This is a genomic window from Streptomyces sp. NBC_00647, from assembly GCF_045207245.1.
Taxonomy (GTDB): domain Bacteria; phylum Actinomycetota; class Actinomycetes; order Streptomycetales; family Streptomycetaceae; genus Streptomyces.
In genome coordinates this window covers 8,712,881-8,727,078 of record NZ_CP109040.1, presented here as the reverse complement: position 1 = coordinate 8,727,078, position 14,198 = coordinate 8,712,881, and the positions used below count along the sequence as shown (strand labels likewise).

Below are 14,198 nucleotides of genomic sequence, written 5' to 3'. Positions count from 1 at the left end.
TCACTCTCCAGCCTGTACCCGGCCGCCCCTGAGGGCGCAATGGCCTACTGGTCCTGGACCATTCGGCCCCAGCCCCCCACACCCAGAAGCGGAACGATGCAGGTGAAGGCAAGAAGTCGCTGGGTGCCCCTCATCTGGCCACGGAACAAGGCCGAAGCAGGTGAATAACGATGATGTTCTGGTACGACCACGACGTCAGCGGCTGGGGCTGGTTCGCGATGTCGGCCGGCATGATCCTTTTCTGGGCGCTGATCATCACAGTCGCCGTGCTGCTCTTCCGCACCCTCAACCAGCCCCAAGAGAACACCCACGTCCCGGCCACGCCCTCCCCCCAGGACATCCTCCGTGAGCGGCTGGCCCGAGGGGAGATCGACGAGGACGAGTACCAACGCCGCCTGAACGCACTGCACGCCAGACCTCTCACAAAACCCTGAAACGCGCTGACCGCGCTGGTTGCGCAGGTACGCCCTCGCCGCCGTGGTCGTCGTCGGCGCCGTGGTCCTCGGTTCATCGCAGGGTTCCCTGATCTGGCTGACCGTTGCCGCCGCATGCCCACGCGAAGGGAAGCCACCGTGAACGCAGAACCTCTTCACGTGAGCACCGTCGAGGCGCTCGTAGCGGACGCCACGGCTGCGCCCTCGCTGCACAACGCACAGCCCTGGGCGTTCCGCTATCTGCGGGACATGGGCGTCCTGCGGTTGTACGCCGACCTGGAGCGCGCACTGCCGCGTACCGATCCGGAGAATCGAGGACTGCTCATAAGCTGCGGCGCCGCGCTGCTGAATCTGCGCGCAGCCGCCGCCGCGGCTGGGCTGGCGCCGGTCCTCCGGCTGCTACCCGATCCCGCATTCGCAGAGTTCCTCGCCGAGGTGGACCTGCGCGGCTCCGGATCACCGGACGGCACGCTCGCCCCCCTGGCCCCCTCGATCCACCGCCGTCACTCCAGCCGCCTACCCTTCCACGACGAGGGAATCTCCGTCGCCATGAAGGAAATGCTGTCCGAGGCGGCCCGTGTCGAGGGCGCGGAATTGGTGTTCCCCGACCCCTGGCATGTGCAGTCGATCCTCGAGCTGGTGCGGGACGCCGAAGGCCGGGAGGCACTCGACCCGGGAGTGCGCGAGGAAACGGCTCGGTGGACGCGTGCAGAGCCGTCAGCTGCCACCACCGGGGCGACAGATGGCATCCCCGGCGAGGCCTTCGGCCCCCGGCAGCGCGGAACCTCGGCGCCTGTACGTGACTTCGCCGTCGGCCGTCCGGTGCCCGGGCGCGGCTGGGCACTCTTCGAGAAGAACCCGAATATCGCTTTGCTCGGGACGGCCCGTGACGAGCCGGTGGACTGGCTGTGTGCCGGTCAGGCACTGGAGCGGGTCCTGCTCCGGGCCACCACAGACGGACTGGTCGCCTCCGTCACTTCCCAGCCACTGGAGTGGCCGGAAATCCGGTGGGCCGTCCGTGACCCCGTCTCGGCTATGACGCACGTCCAGATGGTGATCCGCCTGGGCTACGGCCCCGAGGGCGAGGCGAGCCCACGGCGGCCGGTGGCCGATCTGCTCGATGTCCTCTGACGCCTTCCCATCAGTGAGGAGTAGTCGCATGAAGGTCTCGGAAGTGATGACTACGCCTCCCGTGTGCGTGGCTCCTCATGTCCCCCTGGTCGAGGTGGCCAGACAGATGGCTGAGTACGCCGTCGGGTCGGTTCTCGTGGTCGAGGACGGAGTACTGCACGGCATAGTGACCGACCGCGACCTCGCGGTACGCGGTATGGGTGGCAGCCTGGGCACAAGGGCCCGGGTGGACGCGGTCATGTCACCACGCGTCATCACGGTCCAAGCCACCGACGACCTCCAGGCGGCCTACGGGACTTTCCGTCGCACGGGCGTCCGCCGGCTTCCCGTCCTTGAGGCAGACCGGGTGGTGGGCGTACTGGCGATCGACGACCTGTTTCTGGACGTTTTCCGCAGGCTCGCCGACCTGCTCGGCCCGCTCGCCGGAAGCGTCCTACGAGAGCCTCCGGCACCATCTTCACAGGCCGGTTCCCAAGGATGAGCGCCAAATCGGCTGAGGAGGGGACGGCCGCTCTGCACGAGGACGGGCCCACCCACGAGCGTCACTGGCACAGCAGCAGCGCCGCTTCTGGATCGGCATGCCGTCGCATCATCCCTCCCCTCCCTGCCGGTCCCTGACGTCTTCGCCGCCATGGGCAGCACCCCGCGCGGCCCCCTCCGACCGAGGCAGCTGAGCGGCAGGCCCGCCCTGGCCCCAACGAGCTGCCCGGCGTGAGCCATGGCCACGTGTGGCGTCAGCTTGTCACGCAGTTCACCGACCTCTTCGCGGTCGTGCTGCTCGTCGCCTCGGCGATCACCTTCCTCGCATACTTCCTGGAACAGCCTCGGGATCCCGCCACGCTTCAACTGGCCGTGGCCATCGTTGGAGTGGTGCTCCTGAACGCCGGCATCGGCTTCGCGCAGGAATACGCCGCCGAGCGCACGGCGGAATCTCTGCAGGCGATGGTGTCCCACAGCTGCCGTGTGCTGCGGGACGGGGAACGGCGGGAGCCGCCTGCGCCAGAGCTGGTGCCGGGCGATGTCGTGATTCTGGAGGCCGGGGACGCGGTGCCGGCCGACTGCCGGTTGGTCGAGGCCCAGGAGGCCGCCGTCAACAACGCGGCGCTCACCGGAGAGCGATCACGAGGTGATCCTCATTGAACAGGACGACGACCGCGTGGCCGAACTTGCGGCCCTGCCGCGCGTGCGCATGGTGGCCGGGGACGCCTGCGACTCCTCCCTCCTGGAGCACGCCGGAGCGCTCACCTGCGATCTCGTCATCTCCACCACTGGCAGGGACGAGGACAACCTCGTCATCAGCCTGCTCGCCACGCGGCAGTTCGGAGTCGGGCGGGTCGCCGCACGCGTCAACGACGCCGAGAACGCCTGGCTCTTCGACCAGCAGTGGGGCGTCGACGTGGCCGTACCCGCGGCCACCCCGCTGATCTCCCTCATCGAGGAGGCCACCGGTGCCACGGACACGGTGGCGCTCCTGCGACTGAGCAAAGCGGGTGTCGAGGCGATCGAGACCGAGATCACCGAGCGGTCCCGAGCCGCGGGGCACGTACTGAGCGAGATCCCCCTGCCATCCGGCACAGTCGTCGCCACCTTCGTCCGCGACGGCCGGCCCACGGTTCCCGGTCCGGGGGTACGGCTCCAGCCGGGCGACGAACTGCTGCTCGTGTCACACGAGGCGACCGAGCAGGAGATCCACGCGGCCTTCCAGTAGCCGAGATCCGACAGCGACCCCTGCCTCGGGTCACTTCTTCTCGGTACGAACGATCACGACCGGGCAGGTCGCATGCTGCGACACGTGCTGGCTGACGGACCCGAGCAGCGCACTCGCGAACCCACCCCTGCCCCGGCTGCCGACGACCAGAACCTCGGCACCCTCGGCAGCCCGCAGCAGCACGTCGGCGGTATTGCCGTGCACCACATGGGTCCGAACCGAGTCGGCCGCGTCCGGGCCGAGGACATCGGCCATCTCCGTCCGGATCCGCTGCCCGGTCTCGTCCTCGTCGACATCCATGTCCACAGCGGGCCCCGACCAGCCGTACAGGCCCGGAAGCTCCCACACCGCAACCGCTTCCACGACGGCACCGACCAAACCCGCATAGTTCACGGCCCAGCGCAAAGCCTCGTACGAGGACGGCGACCCGTCGACACCGACCACCACTCGTCGCTCGGAGACATCCCTGTCCATGTGTCTCGCCTCTCCCTGGTAGGTGGTCGCCCACCTGGCCGGTCCGCCCCTGGTCTCCACGTTGCGGGCCCCATCGCCAGACCGCCAGAGATGCGCATCCGGCGGGATGACGGACGTCGGCGCGCCCTCAGCGCCTACAGCGCCTCGTCCAGTCGGGCTCCACGCTCTCCCACTCGCGGTTCCACCGGGCCAGCCGACGGCGCCCGACGCTCCTGTCGACGGTCCCACACGCCATAGGCGGTGGCACCGCCGCCGAGCGCGGTAGCGAAGCCATCACCACACCAGCGATCACCGCGAAGTCCTGACCCTCGGGCGGCTTGGCGATGACACCATGGTGGCATCAGCGCCTTGGCATCGAAGACGGGCGCCGCGGCACAGATCTGAGGACGGAGCGGCGATGAGTGAACCGACCCGAGTCGGCCCGCGAGCCAAGCGCGCCCGCCACGGCACCCCGTTGCCGCCGATCAGGAAGGTCCCACCACCCGCCGCCTGGACCGTGGATCCCGTCCGCCTGCGCGCTTACGGCACGGTCGACGAGCGGATGCTGCTGCCGGACGGCAAGTGGCGGCGCGTCGAAACCATCCGGGTGCCGAACCTCTTCGGCTGAGAACGGGACACGCAGGCCGGCTTGTCCGTTGCATGCCCCGATCCTGGAAAGCGCGGGAGGCTCTCGGCCCACGTCCATGCTCTTCGGCCCCCTACGGCTCATCCCTCCGCGCGTAGGCCTGTCGTACGGAAGCGGCGGCTCGGTCGGTCAATTCGGGGAGGGCGGACCGCACCGCATCGCTCAGAGGCGTGCCGAGCTCGACATCGGCCACCTCCACCGCGTGCACCACGAGCCTCGGCGGCAGCAGGTCGAGGGCCTCCGCCAGGGCAAGGCAGTCCCCGAGACCGAAGCCGTGCGTGCTCGCCGTGCCCCGTGAGTGGCCGGCCGCCTCCGCCGGTGTCAGGGTGTGCAGCGCACCCGGGCGGGCGGGCCGGGTGCGCAGGGCTTCCACGATGACCACGGTGTCGGCCCCACGCCATATGCCTAGCAGGCGCGCGGGTTCACCGTCGCTGACTGCCAGGACGGTGCCGTCGGGCACACGGCCTCGCAGTGCCTCCACCACCGCCGGGCCGATCCCGTCGTCCCCGCGCAGGGGATTGCCCACGCCGATCACCACGATCCGGCCGCTCATGCGCGGTCCAGGGTCAGGTCGAGGAAGTGGGCGGCGCAGGAGATGCAGGGATCGTGATTGCGGATGGCTCGTTCGCACAGGTGGGTCAGCTCCTCGTCGTCGGCAGCGGGTCCCTCTCTGTCCAGGCGGGCCTGGACCGCCCTGCGCACGTCCTCCTCGATGGCCGTCTGGTTCTGGGCGGTGGGCGGAATGATGCGGGCCGCAGTGAGCGTGCCGTCCTCGGCAAGGGCATAGCGGTGGTACAGCAGACCCCGTGGTGCCTCAGTGGCCCCCGCACCGACCGCCTCGCGCGGCGGGACCTGCACCGCCGGCCGGGAAGGCGGTTCGTATCCGTCGATGATCTGCAAGGCTTCCTCGACGGCCTGCACCACTTCCACGGCACGTACGACGATGCTCCGGAAGGGATTGTCACAGACCGCACCGTCGGCCGGATCGCCCAACCCGGCGTCCCGTGCCGCCTCGGCCGCCACGGGATACAGCCACCGGCCGCTGATCGCATAGCGGGCCAGTGGACCGGTGAGGACGCGGCGGCCGTCCAGCGTGGCAGTCCGGGCGGTGGAGTACGGTACCTGTCCTTCCCGGACGTGCTCCTCGAAATCCAGCACCGGGAACTCGCGCAGCGCCGGGCCCTGCTCCGCGGCCATGACAGCGGGTATCCCGGAATCGATGGCATAGCGGCCAGGGTCGCGCAGTGCGAGCAGATCGTGGTCGTACACGGCATCGGGGAAGTCGAACGCCGCCACCCAGCGGACGGTTTCCAAGGCATCCTCACGGGCCCGCCACAGCCGTTCCGCCAGTGGTCGGAGTTCGGCCGGTGCCGGCGTCCGGTAGAAGCCGCCCACCCGGACGTTGACCGGGTGGATGGACCGGCCGCCGAGCTGCTCCAGGATCGCGTTACCGGCCTGTTTGATTCTCAGCCCGCGCTCCACGGCGGCGCGTTGGTCGCGGGCGAGTCCCAGTACGTCCGCGCAGCCGAGAAAGTCCGGCGCGTGCAACAGATAGATGTGCAGGGCGTGGCTCTCGATCCATTCTCCGCAGTACAACAGGCGGCGCAGCTCCGCGATAGGGCCGTCCACCGTGACGTCGCAGGCCTTCTCGATCGCCTGACAGGCACTCATCTGGTAGGCGACCGGGCAGATGCCGCAGATGCGTGAGGTGATGTCGGGGGGTTCGGCATGGCCCCGGCCGATCAGGAACGCCTCGAAGAACCGTGGTGGTTCGTAGATGCGAAGACGTGCCTCGGTGACCGAACCGTTCTGGACGCGCAGGTGGAGTGCCGCTTCGCCCTCCACTCTGGCCAGCGCGTCCAGCCTCAGGACGCGGGTTCCGCGATCGTTCATGCGGGCCTTTCCGGACGGGGTTCCGTCCTGGCCCGAGGGCTGTGCTGCTCCTCGGCGGCGAGCTCGGGCACGGGGGCGTATTCCGGCGACGCGGCGTTGAAGGTCCGGAAAACACGCTGGATGTCAGGCTCGCTCATCCCGTCGCGGCGCAGCTCATCGATCATGGAACGCAGATTGGGCCGGCCCGTGGGCCCGAAGCAGCCGTAGCACCCGCGTCCGTAGGCGGGGCAGATGGCGCCGCACCCGGCGTGCGTGACCGGGCCCAGGCAGGGGGTTCCATGGGCCACCGTGATGCAGGTGGTGCCGCGCCTCTTGCACTCGAAGCAGACGCTGTGGCTGGGGATGCGGGGCTTTCGTCCGGCCAGGCAGGCGGTGATGACTTCGAGGAGCTGGCGACGGTCGATGGGGCAGCCGCGCAGTTCGAAGTCGACCGGGACATGGGTCGAGATCGCTGTCGAGGTCTCCAGCGTGGAGATGTACTCGGGGCGGGCATAGACGGCAGCGAGGAAGTCGTCGACGTCGGCGAAGTTGCGCAGTGCCTGGATGCCGCCCGCTGTTGCGCAGGCTCCGATGGTCACCAGATACCGGGATACACGGCGGATGTACTGGATCCGCTCGGCGTCCTCGGCGGTGGTGACCGACCCTTCGACCAGGGAGAGATCGTACGGTCCTCGGCCGTCCAGTCGCGCGCGCTCCCCTTCGGTGCCCTCGACCGGGGTCATCTCCAGGAAGTGGTCGATCCGCACGCGGTCGGTGAGCGCGAGGAGTTCGTCCTCACAGTCGAGCAGGGTGAGCTGGCAGCCGTCGCAGGAGGCGAACTTCCACACGGCGAGCGTCGGCCGCGCGTCGGTGGCCGTTCCCGGATCGCTGGTCATGTCACAACTCCCTCACCTGGAGCAGATGTGCCACGCGGTCGTAGCCGACGACCGGGCCGTCCCGGCACAGCAGGAGCGGGCCGAGCTGGCAGTGACCGCAATGGCCGGTGGCGCAGCGCATGTTGCGCTCCAGGGACAACTGCACGCGGTGCGGCACCAGGCCCCGGACGACCAGGTCGCGGGCAGTGTGCCGCATCATCACTTCCGGCCCGCACACGAGCGCGCAGGTGCGTTCGGGGCCCAGTTCGAGGCGATCGAGGAGCGTGGTCACCACGCCCACGGCACCGTGCCAGCCCGGGGCGTGGCGGTCGACAGTCACTTCCAGTTGGGCCAGCCCGCGCCAGCTCTCGATCTCGTCCCGAAAGGCCAGGTCGGCCGGGGTACGTGCGCCCAGCAGGATGGCGATTCGGCCGTACGCGTCCGGTCGGCCCAGGACTTCGTGGACGACCGGCCGCAGCGGGGCCAGCCCGATGCCGCCCGCGATCACCAGTAGGTCGTGCCCGGCAGCCGATTCCAAGTCCCAGCCTGATCCGTACGGCCCGCTGAGCCCGACTGTGTCGCCCGGGCGCAGTCGGTACAACGCGGTCGAGGCCGCACCCACCGCACGCACGGTGTGCACGAGACCTCCGTGACGGCCGCGCAGACCGCTGGCCGAGATGGGCACCTCCCCGACCCCGAAGGCGTAGATCATCGCGAACTGCCCCGGTGCGAAGGGCGGGAGCTCCCGTCCGGCCGGCACCAGTTCGATCGACCGGGTGTCGGCGGTCTCGGCCCGCGTCTCGGCGACGCGGTACGGCAGCGGGGGCATCACGGTGGTCATGGCTGCCCGCTTCCCGGCAGCCGCGCGGCCGGGCCGGAAGCCTGGGATGCGGGTACCCCGGTCATGGCGCCGCCTCGTGCGGCGTCGGTGGGCCGGACCGGGTCCAGTCGTGCAGGGCGGCGGCCTCCTCGGTGATGTCGATGCCGACCGGGCACCATACGATGCAGCGACCACAGCCCACGCAGCCGGACGATCCGAACTGGTCGTACCAGGTGCCGAGTTTGTGGGTCATCCACTGCCGGTAGCGGCTGCGCGAGGAGGCGCGGACCGGCCCGCCGTGCAAGTGGGAGAAGTCGAGGTCGAAGCAGGAGTCCCACAGCCGCCACCGCTCCGCGTGGTCGCCGGTGAGGTCGGTGACGTCCTCGGTGGTCGTACAGAAGCAAGTGGGGCACACCATCGTGCAGTTGCCGCAGGTCAGGCACCGCCCGGCGACGTCGTCCCAGCGGGGCGCGTCGAGCGTTCCGGCCATCAGTTCCCGCAGATCGGCCTCGGGCATGATCCGTCCCATGCGGTCCGCGGCAGCCGTGACGCCCGCGCGGGCAGCCTCCCGGGTTTCCTGGTCGGCCGAACGTGCGGGCAGCTCCGCCAGGATCTCCGCACCTTCCCGGCTGCCGCTGCGAACCCAGAAGCGGTGCCCGTCCTCATCGGCCACTTCGGTCATCACCAGGTCGTAGCCAGGACCGGAAGCGGGTCCGGTGCCCATCGAGACACAGAAGCACGTGGCGCCGGGCTCCGTGCACTCGACGACGATCAGCAGTGCTCCGGAGCGCCGACCCTCGTAGACGGGGTCGTGGTACAGCCCGCCTGTCATGACCTGGTCCTGGATGGCGATGGCCCGCAGGTCACAGGGGCGCACACCCAGAAAGGCATACCGAGGAGGCGCGGCGTCGTCGGCGGTGAGAACCAACTCGCCCTTCACCCGGTCGGCGCTCCACTCCCGCACCCGTGGCGGATGCAGGAACGACTTCCACGACTGTGGGCCCGCCGCGTTCGCGAAGGCTGCGCCGTCCACCCGCTCTCGAAGTCGGTACCGTCCGGCCTCGAGCTCAACCCCCCATCCATACGGCAGCTCGTCGGCCGAACACAGCTCCGCCAGCACGATCGCACCGTCCCGGACCGTGGGCCCGACCACGGTGAACCCGCGCCGGAGCAGGACGTCGACAAGCGCGGCCATGCCGTCCTTGCCCATCACCTGGCTGTCCGACTCGGCAGGCGGGGAGGAGTCCATCTCGGCGTCCGTACTCATGGCCGATCTCCTTCAGCACCGCGGACGGCGGGCGCAGCTTGCCGTCCTTACAGTCCTATTACCGCAGCATTTCGGGCGGGGCGGTGCGCCGACAGAGCCATACGGGGAAGTACGAGGGACCGATGGTCCCTGGTACTTGCCCGCTGCCGACAGCTTGTGGACGGGATGGTCGAAGGCGGCCCGACGGAAGGAGGGCCGCCATGCGGTGGGAGCCGATTTGAAACGACACCCTCCCCCGGATCGCCCCTGACCTGGGCGACTACGACACGGAGCGCGCGGACTGCTCGCCCAGCTCAGTCCGGCTCCATGTAGGGGCGGCGGAACACCGGCGCCTGACCGGTGCCCCACGGGCGCACGGCAACGCGGCCTTTGTGGTGCGGGCCGTCTAGGTCGATGACCCCAGACCACCTGGGGCGGTCAGGTGTTCTGATATCGCTGCCGATACGTCCGCTGCCGCCGCGCTGGAGCAGAGGAGGGGAAGACTGCGGGTCCAGTGGCGGCTGGGGCTTGATACTGCTCGGGTGGTGGTGATCGGGACGGGGCCGGGTTGTCGGTGGCCGCGCGTCTGCTGGCCACCCGTGCTGGTATTCGGCCAGGTGACGGGCAGCTGGCGGCATGCGCTGGCCACCGGGATGTTCCTGAAGTCGACTCCGGATGCCACGGATTTGTCGGCGCCGATGGCAGGGCCGGTCCAGTCGCCTGGCCGAGCGGGGGCAGGCCCGGCTCGTCCACCGCCTGTGTGGCGTCGACGGTGACGTCCGCCGACGGCGTGGGGACATCCGTTATCGGGGCAAGGTCTGGGTGACGCGCCATAGGCGACGGGGCAGCGCGCCTTCCTCGAAGGCGTGGACTTCGTTCAGGATCCAGCCGGCGGCAAGGGCGTCGACCAGCTCGCGCGGGAAGAAGTGGACCGCGAAGCCGCTGTGCTCGAAGATGTCGTCGTCGTGCGCGGTGCCGGCGCCGTAGTGGGCGTCGCCGGTGTGCCGAACGGTGTACACGAACGCGCCGCCGGCCCGCAGGACACGGCGGACCTCGCCGACCAGGGCGTGGATCTCCTTCGTCGACAGCGCCATGCACAGCAGCATGTGCGCGAAGACCGCGTCCACCGAGGCGTCCGACAGCGGAAGGGGCTCGCGGACGTCGTGCACCACGGTGGTCACCCGCTCAGCGACTCCCTCGGAGCGGGCGGCGTCGCGCAGTTGCTCCAGCCCGACGGGGCTGAAGTCGGTTCCCTGGACGGTGAAGCCCTCGCGGGCGAGGAACAGCGCGTCCCGGCCGTGCCCGGCCCCCAGCTCCAGCACCTCCTGGGCCCCTGCTGCCCTGAACACGGCGGCGGCATGGACCGCGGGCTCGGACGGCTCCTCGCCGTACATGCCCGGGTGGGCGGCGTAGGTGTCCTGCCAGTGCCGCCGCTGGATCTCAGCCAGCTCCTGCTTGTGTGCCACGGTCTCCCTCTTCCCTCTGTTTCCGGGGGCAGCCTGGACGTGTCCCTGCCTGCTCAACGGCTGCGGAGGGCGTACTCGATCACGGCCGCCGTCGGCCGGTCAGGAGACCTGACGGGCGGCGCCGAGGCATGCTGCCAGCGCCGGTGATCACGCAAGAACGAGTCCGGGCCGGTAGCCGGTCCCGCAGGGACCTTTGGCCCTGTGGCCGAGGGCCGTCGCCGTTCGATCGTGGAAGACGAGATGGCCGACCGACACCTGCCGGAGGCCGACACCGCTTGCCGGGACATCTCGCCCGTCCCCTGGTGCCATTTCGAGCGCCGCTCGAATCACGGAGTCCAGCAGGACGCGGCCACGCGGGCAAGGAGAGAGCGATGGCGCACACGGGACAGTGGAACGTACGTCTCCACCTCTTCGAGGACGACGACGGCACGACGAAAGCGCACGTCGTGGTGGACACCGGCACCACGACGCTCACCGGCCGCGGAACCGCGCACTGCAGTCCGGCGGACACGGGCGTGCCGGAGATCGGCGACGAACTGGCAGCGGGCCGGGCCATGCACGACCTCGCCCACCAACTGCTGCACACCGCCGAACAGGACATCCAAGGCGCGGCAGGGCATCGGCCCAGCACCCCTGAGCCACTTGGATGGCCGGTATAGACCGGGGCGGCATTGATGGACGGCCCAACGATTTCAGGCCCGTCCGCCCTGTTCAGGTGCCGGTTGCCGCGTCCCGGGCGTCCGTCCGGTAGCCGAGGTTCCCCGAGACCGACACCACGCCGTCGACGCCACGGCACAACTGCTCAAGGACGGGAATCAGACTTCTGTGCCCCAAAGTGCCGGTGAGGGTGACCCGCCCGTCACGCACCTCTGCGGTCACGTCCCGTGGATCGATCCCCAATGTGTGCCGCAGAAGATCCCCCGTGATCTCCTCGCGGATGGCCTCGTCGCGGCGCAGGAAGATCCGCAGCAGATCCCCACGGCTGACGATGCCGACGAGCCGGTCCGCCTCGTCCACTACCGGCAGCCGCTTGACGTTCTGGGTCTCCATGAGACGGGCTGCCTCGACCACGGTCCACTCCGGACGCGCGCACACCGCGGGAGCGGACATCAGTTCGTCGGCCCGCGATCCCTCGGCCTTGGCCCGCTCCCAAGCCTCCAGGTGCGGGACGGGGGTCCTGCCCGACGGGTCGCTCTGGTCGGCGCTCTTGCGCAACAGGTCGGCCTCTGAGACGACTCCCGCCGGGCGGCCCAGCTCGTCCACCACCGGTACGGCGGTCACGTCGTTCTCCTCCAGCAGCCTGACGAGCTCCTTGAACGGCGTGTCAGGCCGTGCCCGGACGACGTCCCGGCTCATGAGTTCCTCGACCGTTCGGTGGTGCATGTCGCCTCCCGGTACACGCCACCCACCTCGCGGATACGGGACCGCCGCCCTGTGCGGCGCTGTGTCCCGCGTGGCAGGTTGGACACAAGACCATTCTGAGGAGAGGGCGGCGATGATGCGAGCTCACCTCGGCGACCAACTCGTCATCGAGAGCCAGGCGAGCGGCGCCGCCAGACGCGACGGCGAGATCGTCGGACTCCATCACGAGGACGGAACGCCCCCGTACGACGTGCGCTGGTCGGACACCGGCGAGGTGACGCTCGTCTTTCCCGGACCCGATGCCCACGTCCACCATCTCGAGCAGGAAGAGCCGATGCGTGAGGCGCAGACGGGCACGGGTGAGGCAGACGCGCTGTCCATTGCCGCCCCACCGGCCGGTGCGCCCGGACCGGGCGACATAGGCCGGCGAGTGGCCGTCGAACGGCGGAGACAGGGGCTCAGCCGGGAGGCGACAGCCGGCCGCGCCCACATGTCACCGGGCTACCTCGCCTACGTGGAGGAACGTCCCGCCGACCCGACCCTGGCGACGCTCATCAGGCTGGCCGACGCGCTGGGCACCACCGTCACCGCTCTGCGTGGTGGAGGTACCGATCTCCCGCCCGGGCAGGGCTACGCACTGTTGCACCCCCAGCTGCGGGACCTCAGCGTGGGCGAATGCCGCACCCTGCTCTCCACGCACGGCGTGGGGCGCGTCGCGGTGTCGCCGTCCGACGGCAGCCCGGCGGTCGTTCCGGTCAATTACGACGTCGTCGATGACGCCATCGTCTTCCGGACCGCCCCCGGCTCCGTGACCGCGGCCGCCGCAGGAACGACTGAGGTCGCCTTCGAGGTCGACCACGTGGACGAGGCTCTGAGCCAGGGCTGGAGCGTACTCGCCGTCGGCCCCGCCGAGCTGGTGACGGACCCCGAGGCCGTGGCCAGGCTCACCCGAGACGCGCACACCACACCCTGGGCGGGCGGTGCGCGCGAGATGTGGGTGTCGATCCGGCCCGCGAGCCTCACGGGCCGCCGTATCACCGCGGCCGATCAGTAGACGGTGACGGTTCGGTTCCACGCCCTCCGGAATCCTCGACGCTGATTCGGGACCCGACGCCCCCACCACGGCCGCCACTCCGCTGACGCACGCTCGGCGCCGCGGTCATCACACCTCTCACGCTGCACGGAGATCCGCCCCACCCGGAGTCGGTCGCGTGTCGCGGCACGGAGCGTGCAGTGCGACGGTATTGACAGAACTGTCGGCAGCTGGACGGAGCCAAGGCGGTGACGGCGATGGAACTTCCGCTGGTCGTGGGTGTCGACGGTTCGGATTCCAGTCTGCTGGCGGTGGACTGGGCGGTGGACGAGGCGGTACGACACGAACTTCCCTTGCAACTTGTCCACGCCTCCCGTTGGGAGACCTACGAGGGAGTCCAGCCGTCCTTCAGCACCGGCCGCTCCGCTGAGGAGGTCATGGCCGAACACATCGTCGCCTCCTCTGTGGAGCGGGCCCGGCGTCGCCATCCCGAGGTGAACGTGTCGGGCAAGGCACTCGCGGAGGACGCAGTGTCCGCGCTGCTGAGTGCGGGACGCGAGTCGTTCGCCGTGGTCACGGGTTCACGTGGGCGTGGCCAGATCGCCGGGATGCTTCTGGGCTCGGTCAGCCTCGCGGTGGCGGCACGCGCCGTCTGCCCCGTCATGGTGATCCGAGGCGCGGAGTCCAACCGCCTCGGACGCTTCGGCCGCGTCGTGGTCGGCGTCGGTGCGGCGTCGGGCGGAGCGGCAGCCGTGCGGTTCGCCTTCCTCGAAGCTCAGGCACGCGGATGCGGTCTGACGGCGGTACGGGCCTGGCGCAACCCGTCGCAAGAGCCCGTGGACCACATGCTGCTCGCCGATGACGCCGCCCGACTGCGCGAGGAGCGGGCCACGGCCGGCCTCGATGACGCGTTGCGCGAGGCCGTACGGGAGCACCCCCGGGTCGATGTCCGTCGCCGTACCGTCGAAGGCCCCACGCACCGCATCCTGCTGGAGGCCGCGGCCCAGGCCGACCTGGTCGTCGTCGGCGCTCAGCGGCGGCAGGGCCACTTCGGCCTGCAGTTGGGCAGGGTCGCCCACACTCTGCTGCACCACTCGGAATGCCCGGTCGCCGTCGTCCCCCAGCCGGTCTGAGGACGGGCGCACATGGATG

General features: G+C 70.0%; 17 protein-coding genes. 9 read left to right on the top strand and 8 right to left on the bottom strand.

The window, feature by feature from the left end; all coding sequences use genetic code 11:
- Positions 1–170 precede the first annotated feature (170 nt).
- The 5 genes from OG788_RS38265 to OG788_RS38245 all read left to right on the top strand — a co-directional run bounded on the left by OG788_RS38265 (position 171) and on the right by OG788_RS38245 (position 3,273).
- Positions 171–434, top strand: coding sequence for an SHOCT domain-containing protein (locus tag OG788_RS38265; RefSeq protein WP_406375561.1), 264 nt, complete (start codon positions 171–173; stop codon positions 432–434).
- Between the two features lie 138 nt (positions 435–572).
- Complete coding sequence (locus tag OG788_RS38260) at positions 573–1,565, top strand: Acg family FMN-binding oxidoreductase (protein ID WP_406375560.1); 993 nt, start codon at positions 573–575, stop codon at positions 1,563–1,565.
- The gene (locus tag OG788_RS38255; protein WP_406375559.1) at positions 1,555–2,046 is read left to right on the top strand and encodes a CBS domain-containing protein; all 492 of its coding nucleotides are present in this window, start codon (positions 1,555–1,557) and stop codon (positions 2,044–2,046) included. The genes OG788_RS38260 and OG788_RS38255 overlap by 11 nt, the downstream gene beginning before the upstream one ends.
- 230 nt (positions 2,047–2,276) lie before the next feature.
- Positions 2,277–2,705 (top strand): hypothetical protein, encoded by a 429-nt coding sequence (locus OG788_RS38250; protein ID WP_406375558.1) that lies wholly within the window; start codon positions 2,277–2,279, stop codon positions 2,703–2,705.
- Complete coding sequence (locus OG788_RS38245; RefSeq protein WP_406375557.1) at positions 2,692–3,273, top strand: potassium channel family protein; 582 nt, start codon at positions 2,692–2,694, stop codon at positions 3,271–3,273. The genes OG788_RS38250 and OG788_RS38245 overlap by 14 nt, the downstream gene beginning before the upstream one ends.
- 30 nt (positions 3,274–3,303) lie before the next feature.
- Here OG788_RS38245 and OG788_RS38240 read toward each other — a convergent pair whose 3' ends face one another.
- Positions 3,304–3,747 carry a universal stress protein gene (locus OG788_RS38240; protein ID WP_406375556.1) on the bottom strand — a complete coding sequence of 148 codons (444 nt, stop codon included), beginning with the start codon at positions 3,745–3,747 and terminating at the stop codon, positions 3,304–3,306.
- A 397-nt stretch (positions 3,748–4,144) separates the two neighbouring features.
- On the opposite strand from OG788_RS38240, the gene OG788_RS38235 reads away from it, so the two are divergent.
- Positions 4,145–4,354 carry a hypothetical protein gene (locus OG788_RS38235; protein WP_406375555.1) on the top strand — a complete coding sequence of 70 codons (210 nt, stop codon included), beginning with the start codon at positions 4,145–4,147 and terminating at the stop codon, positions 4,352–4,354.
- 91 nt (positions 4,355–4,445) lie between these two features.
- Here OG788_RS38235 and OG788_RS38230 read toward each other — a convergent pair whose 3' ends face one another.
- The 6 genes from OG788_RS38230 to OG788_RS38205 form a co-directional block, all read right to left on the bottom strand.
- A complete protein-coding gene (locus tag OG788_RS38230) occupies positions 4,446–4,925 on the bottom strand; it encodes a hydrogenase maturation protease (RefSeq protein WP_406375554.1) in 480 nt (159 codons plus the stop codon).
- Positions 4,922–6,265, bottom strand: a complete 1,344-nt coding sequence (locus tag OG788_RS38225) for a Ni/Fe hydrogenase subunit alpha (protein ID WP_406375553.1) — start codon at positions 6,263–6,265, stop codon at positions 4,922–4,924. The genes OG788_RS38230 and OG788_RS38225 overlap by 4 nt, the downstream gene beginning before the upstream one ends.
- On the bottom strand, positions 6,262–7,140 hold the full coding sequence (locus tag OG788_RS38220; RefSeq protein ID WP_406375552.1) for an oxidoreductase: 879 nt from the start codon (positions 7,138–7,140) through the stop codon (positions 6,262–6,264). The genes OG788_RS38225 and OG788_RS38220 overlap by 4 nt, the downstream gene beginning before the upstream one ends.
- Before the next feature lies 1 nt (position 7,141).
- Entirely contained in the window at positions 7,142–7,960 is an 819-nt protein-coding gene (locus OG788_RS38215; RefSeq protein ID WP_406375551.1) for an FAD/NAD(P)-binding protein, read from the bottom strand.
- A 61-nt stretch (positions 7,961–8,021) separates the two neighbouring features.
- Positions 8,022–9,188 (bottom strand): 4Fe-4S dicluster domain-containing protein, encoded by a 1,167-nt coding sequence (locus tag OG788_RS38210; RefSeq protein ID WP_406376957.1) that lies wholly within the window; start codon positions 9,186–9,188, stop codon positions 8,022–8,024.
- 800 nt (positions 9,189–9,988) lie between these two features.
- Positions 9,989–10,651 carry a class I SAM-dependent methyltransferase gene (locus OG788_RS38205; protein ID WP_406375550.1) on the bottom strand — a complete coding sequence of 221 codons (663 nt, stop codon included), beginning with the start codon at positions 10,649–10,651 and terminating at the stop codon, positions 9,989–9,991.
- Between the two features lie 371 nt (positions 10,652–11,022).
- Here OG788_RS38205 and OG788_RS38200 point away from each other — a divergent pair, with 371 nt between their 5' ends.
- Positions 11,023–11,310, top strand: coding sequence for a dsRBD fold-containing protein (locus OG788_RS38200; RefSeq protein WP_406375549.1), 288 nt, complete (start codon positions 11,023–11,025; stop codon positions 11,308–11,310).
- 52 nt (positions 11,311–11,362) lie between these two features.
- Here the strand turns inward: OG788_RS38200 and OG788_RS38195 are convergent, their stop codons facing one another.
- Positions 11,363–12,034 carry a CBS domain-containing protein gene (locus OG788_RS38195; protein ID WP_406375548.1) on the bottom strand — a complete coding sequence of 224 codons (672 nt, stop codon included), beginning with the start codon at positions 12,032–12,034 and terminating at the stop codon, positions 11,363–11,365.
- A gap of 115 nt (positions 12,035–12,149) precedes the next feature.
- Between OG788_RS38195 and OG788_RS38190 the strand changes: the two genes are divergently transcribed.
- Both OG788_RS38190 and OG788_RS38185 read left to right on the top strand, forming a co-directional pair.
- On the top strand, positions 12,150–13,067 hold the full coding sequence (locus OG788_RS38190) for a pyridoxamine 5'-phosphate oxidase family protein (protein WP_406376956.1): 918 nt from the start codon (positions 12,150–12,152) through the stop codon (positions 13,065–13,067).
- Positions 13,068–13,303: 236 nt separating this feature from the next.
- Positions 13,304–14,179, top strand: coding sequence for a universal stress protein (locus OG788_RS38185; RefSeq protein ID WP_406375547.1), 876 nt, complete (start codon positions 13,304–13,306; stop codon positions 14,177–14,179).
- The last annotated feature ends 19 nt before the right edge of the window (positions 14,180–14,198 follow it).

Coding starts and splice junctions, on each gene's coding strand:
- OG788_RS38265 (WP_406375561.1), top strand. CDS start 171: ATGATGTTCTGGTACGACCACGACGTCAGCGGCTGGGGCTGGTTCGCG.
- OG788_RS38255 (WP_406375559.1), top strand. CDS start 1,555: ATGTCCTCTGACGCCTTCCCATCAGTGAGGAGTAGTCGCATGAAGGTC.
- OG788_RS38240 (WP_406375556.1), bottom strand. CDS start 3,747: ATGGACAGGGATGTCTCCGAGCGACGAGTGGTGGTCGGTGTCGACGGG.
- OG788_RS38235 (WP_406375555.1), top strand. CDS start 4,145: ATGAGTGAACCGACCCGAGTCGGCCCGCGAGCCAAGCGCGCCCGCCAC.
- OG788_RS38230 (WP_406375554.1), bottom strand. CDS start 4,925: ATGAGCGGCCGGATCGTGGTGATCGGCGTGGGCAATCCCCTGCGCGGG.
- OG788_RS38225 (WP_406375553.1), bottom strand. CDS start 6,265: ATGAACGATCGCGGAACCCGCGTCCTGAGGCTGGACGCGCTGGCCAGA.
- OG788_RS38220 (WP_406375552.1), bottom strand. CDS start 7,140: ATGACCAGCGATCCGGGAACGGCCACCGACGCGCGGCCGACGCTCGCC.
- OG788_RS38215 (WP_406375551.1), bottom strand. CDS start 7,960: ATGACCACCGTGATGCCCCCGCTGCCGTACCGCGTCGCCGAGACGCGG.
- OG788_RS38210 (WP_406376957.1), bottom strand. CDS start 9,188: ATGGACTCCTCCCCGCCTGCCGAGTCGGACAGCCAGGTGATGGGCAAG.
- OG788_RS38200 (WP_406375549.1), top strand. CDS start 11,023: ATGGCGCACACGGGACAGTGGAACGTACGTCTCCACCTCTTCGAGGAC.
- OG788_RS38195 (WP_406375548.1), bottom strand. CDS start 12,034: ATGCACCACCGAACGGTCGAGGAACTCATGAGCCGGGACGTCGTCCGG.
- OG788_RS38190 (WP_406376956.1), top strand. CDS start 12,150: ATGCGAGCTCACCTCGGCGACCAACTCGTCATCGAGAGCCAGGCGAGC.
- OG788_RS38185 (WP_406375547.1), top strand. CDS start 13,304: ATGGAACTTCCGCTGGTCGTGGGTGTCGACGGTTCGGATTCCAGTCTG.